This window comes from Oceanicella actignis, assembly GCF_008124525.1.
GTDB lineage: Bacteria > Pseudomonadota > Alphaproteobacteria > Rhodobacterales > Rhodobacteraceae > Oceanicella > Oceanicella actignis.
Genome location: NZ_VNHJ01000022.1, coordinates 1 through 5,059, shown reverse-complemented (window position 1 = coordinate 5,059; position 5,059 = coordinate 1). Strand labels below are relative to the sequence as shown.

At 71.8% G+C, this 5,059-nt stretch carries 4 protein-coding genes; 1 reads left to right on the top strand and 3 read right to left on the bottom strand.

The window, feature by feature from the left end; all coding sequences use genetic code 11:
* Positions 1–993 (top strand): calcium-binding protein (locus tag LY05_RS15585; protein ID WP_487247351.1); only part of this gene is annotated, 993 nt, incomplete at its 5' end.
* Positions 994–1,028: 35 nt separating this feature from the next.
* Here the strand turns inward: LY05_RS15585 and LY05_RS14845 are convergent.
* The 3 genes from LY05_RS14845 to LY05_RS14835 all read right to left on the bottom strand — a co-directional run.
* Positions 1,029–1,898, bottom strand: a complete 870-nt coding sequence (locus tag LY05_RS14845; RefSeq protein WP_072747133.1) for a glycosyltransferase — start codon at positions 1,896–1,898, stop codon at positions 1,029–1,031.
* On the bottom strand, positions 1,882–2,679 hold the full coding sequence (locus LY05_RS14840) for a WecB/TagA/CpsF family glycosyltransferase (protein WP_148923689.1): 798 nt from the start codon (positions 2,677–2,679) through the stop codon (positions 1,882–1,884). The genes LY05_RS14845 and LY05_RS14840 overlap by 17 nt, the downstream gene beginning before the upstream one ends.
* Before the next feature lie 356 nt (positions 2,680–3,035).
* Positions 3,036–5,059 (bottom strand): calcium-binding protein (locus LY05_RS14835; protein WP_487247350.1); only part of this gene is annotated, 2,024 nt, incomplete at its 5' end.

Sequence of the window (5,059 nt, the reverse complement as noted above, 5' to 3'; positions counted from 1 at the left end):
GCCGGGCAGGCCATGGCGCGGATGCATGACGCCATCGCCGCGGGGCAGGTTCCGGGGCTGAACGACATCTCGGACCTGTTCGCCGACACGATCCATCTGAACGACCTTGGCAACTATTTCATGGCCATGGTGCATTACGCGGCGATCTACGGGCGCGATCCGGGCGATCTGCCCGAGGCGCTGCATGGCGGCTGGGGCCAGGCCTTCGGCGCGCCCTCGGCGGCGCTGGCGGACGTGATGCAGGACATCGCGTGGCAGACCGTGTCCGAGACCCTTGCGCTCGATCCCGCCGATCCGGCGCCCAGCGAGCCCGAACCGGTCGATCCCGCGCCGAGCGACCCCGCGCCGAGCGACCCGGCGCCCAGCGATCCGACGCCCAGCGATCCGGCGCCGGCAGATCCCGTCCCGAACGATCCCGCGCCCGGCGATCCGGCCGAGGCCCGCTCGGGCCTGATCCGCATCGGCGCCGCGGGCGACGACCGGCTTGTGGGCGACGACGGCGCCGACATCCTGCGCGGCCGCGCCGGAAACGACGCGCTCGCCGGCCTTGGCGGCGATGATCGCCTTGCCGGCGGACGCGGCGCCGACTCGCTTGACGGCGGGGCGGGGCACGACGCGCTGCGCGGTCGCGCGGGCGGCGACGTTCTGTTCGCCGGCGACGGCGACGACGTTCTGCGCGGCGGGCGCGGGCGGGACTCGCTCTCGGGCCAGGCGGGCGACGACGTGATCGCCGGCGGACGCGGCGACGACATCCTTGCCGGCGGCGCCGGGGCGGATGTGTTCGTCTTCGCCGCCGATTGGGGGCGCGACCGCGTTGCGGATTTCGTCCAGGGCCAGGACCGTCTCGATTTCTCGAACGCCGGCGTCGGGGCGGCGTCCGAGCTGACGATCCTCGACCATGCCGAAGGCGCGCTGATCGCCTGGGGCGAAGACAGCGTGCTTCTGGCCGGCATGCGCGCCGACGCCCTGAGCGCGAGCGACTTCATCTTCTGACCCGCGCCCGCGGGCGCAAGCGGCGCGCAAGGCGCTCAACGGCCGCGCGCCCAGTCTCCGGCGCCCGGCTGCGCCAGCGCCGACAGGCGCACCGCCGCGCTGACCGCCGCGTAGACGCAAAAGGCCGTCGGCGCCTGCGCGAAAAGCCGCAACGCGCCGCCGAGGCCAAGAGGGCTCTTGCCCTCGTTGCGCGCGGCGTCCGGCAGTCCGGCATGGATCTGCGCGACGCCCGCATCCTGCCGCCGGCGCACGCGCACCAGCGCGCCGAAGCCCTCGACCATCGGCCAAAGATAGGGCGCGTCCACCTCGACGCGCTCGTGCCGCGCGAACAGCACGCGCACGAAGGTGTCGTCCGAGATCACCGGCGGGAAGGCCAGCCAACGCCGCCGCCCGGCGGGATTGACCGCGAAAAGCCCCGCCCCCACCGCTCCCGAACGCACGAAGGGCAGGCGCGTCCAGAGCTGCGCGTAGCGGCGCGTGACCCAGCTGCGCGCCGGCGCGACCTGGATGCGCCCCGTGGCGTAGCGGGGCTCGGGCGTGGCCAGGGCCGCGCACAGCTTGGCCATGAGGTCGGGCGCGCAGGTCACGTCCGCGTCCAGATAGATCCGCGCGCCGTCCGCCCCGAGCGCCGCCGCCGCGGCCTCGGCCTGGTTCAGGGCGTTCGGCTTGCCGCCCTCGGGCAGCTCCAGCACCAGCAGGCGCCAGCCCTTCGCCTGAAACGACTGCATCCGATCGCGGGCGCGCTGCGCGGTCGCGTCATTGCAGCCATTGGCGGCCACGACGACGACGCAGGGCGGCGCGCCCCGCTGCGCCAGGAGCGAGTCAAGGCAGGGGCCGATCCAGGCCTCTTCGTTGCAGGCCGGAATGATGACGGCGGGAACTCTCGCTTCAGTGCCTGAAGGCATGCGGACCTCCCTCGGCGGCGCGGTTGCGCAGGGCGTCCAGCGTCAGCCGCGGCAGCAGCATCGCGCAGTCCAGATAGCGCCGCCCGAGCCTGCGCGGCTGCAGCGCAAGGCGCCAAAGCCACTCGAGCGCCAGCGCCCGCATCGCCCTTGGCGCGCGCAGCTGCGCGCCGGCGATGAAATCCAGCCCCGCCCCGATCGACACGAACCCGCAGGCCGGCGCCCCCAGCCGCGCGCGGGCGGCGAAGATCTCCTGCTTCGGAGCGCCAAGGGCGACGAAGCAGATGCGCGCCCCCGAGGCCGCGATTCGCGCGATGGCCGCGTCGGCCTCGGGCCCTTCGGGATCGAAGCCGAAGGCCGGCGCTTCGAGATGCGCCACCCGCAGGCCGGGATTGGCGCGTTCAAGCCGGCGCGCCGCCGCGCTCAGCGTCGATTCGGTCGCGCCGAACATCGCCACCCGGGCGCCGCGCGCGGCCGCCAGCGCGCAGATGGGCTCGATGAGCTCGGAGCCGGGCATCAGCTCGACCCCCCGCCCGGCCAGGCGAGAGAGCCACACCACCGGATTGCCGTCGGCGACGACGATGTCCTGCGCGGCGTAGGCGGCGCGAAATGCGCGCGAGCAGCGCAGCTTGGCCAGGTGATCGAGATTGAGCGTCGCCAGCGCAAAGCCCTGGCCGTCGTTCAGGCGGCCGTCGATCTCGGCGAAAAGCTGCCGGGAAGTGGCCACGTTGACGCCGATGCGCCTTTGCGCGGACCCGACGTCGAATGAAATCACATGCGTCATTTGTCCCCTCGGAAATGGAGGTGAAGACCTGGCTGCGAACGAACCGGGGACGCGAAAATGTGTGCGGGCGCGACCTCGCACGCGCCGTCGAAAGAGCGCGGTCGAGCCGGGATCGGCGTGTCTGGGGCGCGATCGGACTTACGCCCAAGGCCGGAGGCGCCTTTCTCCGCGCGGAGAAAGCCGACGACGCCGACCTGCCGGGATGCCATGCACAGGAGCCGCGAACAAAAAAGCGGCTACGCCAATGAAAATGACTGAAGAGAACTATACATCATCGCGGGCGATTGAAAAGGCGGCAGTTCCGGGGAACCGCCGCCTTTCCGTTTTTCATCAATATCCTGAACGGAGATGGTCGATCAGACCAGAACGTTGATCCAGGCCAGGTCCGCCTCGCGCAGGCCGACGAGCTCGATGCTGTCGGTCAGCGTCGGGGTCAGAACCAGATCGCCGTCCCCCTGAAGGACGAAGGACGACAGGGCCTCGGCCCGATCCGCGAAGCCGTAGGCGGTCAGATCCAGGATGTCCTCGTGCGAGAAGTCCGTGATCTTGTCCTTTCCGTCGCCGGCCTCGAAGACGAACACGTCCGCCCCCTCGCCGCCGGTAAGGATGTCGCGGCCGTTGTTGCCGAACAGGATGTCGTCGCCGCGGCGTCCGTCGATCCGGTCGCGCCCGCCGGCGCCGTCGATGACGTCGCCGCCGTAAGACCCCACGAAGGTGTCGCCGTAGGCGGTGCCGCGGATCTCGCCCACATCGACCAGCAGGCTCGAGAACATCTGCGACGCCTCGAGCGCCGTGTCGGCCAGCTGGAAGCCGCCCTTCATGGACAGGTTCGCGTGCGAGCTCCAGTAGCTGGCCTTGACGTCCACGCCGTTGACCTCGCGCGTGTAGCCGATCTGCCAGACCGTGTAGGTGGTGTGGGTGTTGTCCATCGACAGGCCCAGCTCCTGCCCGAGCTTCGAGCCGCCGCCGACCATCTGCACCTTCACGCCGCCCGTGGTCCCCGAGATGTTCACCTTCGCGGCGCCCTCGACGATCTGCCCGGGGACGCTCAGATCGACCACGGCCTCGGGAACGGTCGGCGCGCCCGATCCGCCGTCGGAGCCGCCGCTCGAGCCGGAGCCGCCCGCGGGCGCCGACCCGTCTCCCGAGCCGTCGCCCGAGCCGGCATCCGGCTGCGCGCCGCCGCCATCGGGCAGGTTGCCGGCCAGCAGGTCCTCGATCGAGATGCGCACGCCGTCAGAGAACTGCACGAACTCGACCTCGCTCAGGAAGTCCGAGCCGTCGGCGCCGGTGACGCGCACCCCGCCCCCCTCGGTCACGGCCGCGTAGTCGCGCGCCTGGCCCGAGAACACGGCCACGTCTTCGCCCTCGCCGCCGCTGATCCAGTCGGCGCCCTTGCCGCCGATCAGCACGTCGTCGCCTGCGCCGCCGACCAGAACGTCGTCGCCGTCGGCGCCGTCGAACACGTCGTCGCCGTCACGGCCGCGGAAGGCGTCCGCGCCCGCCGTGCCCACGATGCGCCCCGCATTGACCACGACGCCGCCGAAGGCCAGCGCCGCGTCCAGCGCGGTGTCAGCCAGCGGCGCGCCGCCCGGCGCGGCGACGTTTTCCTCGAGGCTGAAGTAGCCGGCGTCCACCGTCACGCCGTCGAAGGTGGCCTGGGCCCCATTCGCATGCAGGACATAGGCGCGGGCGCTGGCATCGGAAGCCAGGTTCAGCTCGCGTCCCAGCGTGGACCAGACGTTGACGGCGTTGACCTGGATGCCGTCCACGCCGTTCACCCGCACCGCGGCCGCGTCGGAGACGAAGGCGCCGGGAATGCTGATGTCGAGAATCGCCGCCTCGGCGCTCGGATCGGCCGGGTCCACGGCCGGCGGATCGGCCGGTTCCGGATCGGTCGGCGCAGGATCGGTCGGCGTCGGATCGCTGGGCGTCGGATCGCTGGGCGCCGGGTCGGCCGGCGCCGGGTCGCTCGGCGCGGGGTCGGTCGGCGTCGGATCGATCGGCGCGGGATCGGCGGGATCGAGGGCAAGGGTCTCGGACACGGTCTGCCACGCGATGTCCTGCATCACGTCCGCCAGCGCCGCCGAGGGCGCGCCGAAGGCCTGGCCCCAGTCGCCATGCAGCGCCTCGGGCAGATCGCCCGGATCGCGCCCGTAGATCGCCGCGTAATGCACCATGGCCATGAAATAGTTGCCAAGGTCGTTCAGGTGGATCGTGTCGGCGAACAGGTCCGAGATGTCGTTCAGCCCCGGAACCTGCCCCGCGGCGATGGCGTCATGCATCCGCGCCATGGCCTGCCCGGCCGGGATCAGCTGCATCTCGGGCTGGCCGGGGGCGCGGTTGGCGTTCACGTGATCCACGATCCCCTGCCACTTGG

Bases quoted from the DNA above. Each gene is read 5' to 3' on its own strand.
- LY05_RS14845 (WP_072747133.1), bottom strand. From the start codon at position 1,898: ATGCCTTCAGGCACTGAAGCGAGAGTTCCCGCCGTCATCATTCCGGCC.
- LY05_RS14840 (WP_148923689.1), bottom strand. From the start codon at position 2,679: ATGACGCATGTGATTTCATTCGACGTCGGGTCCGCGCAAAGGCGCATC.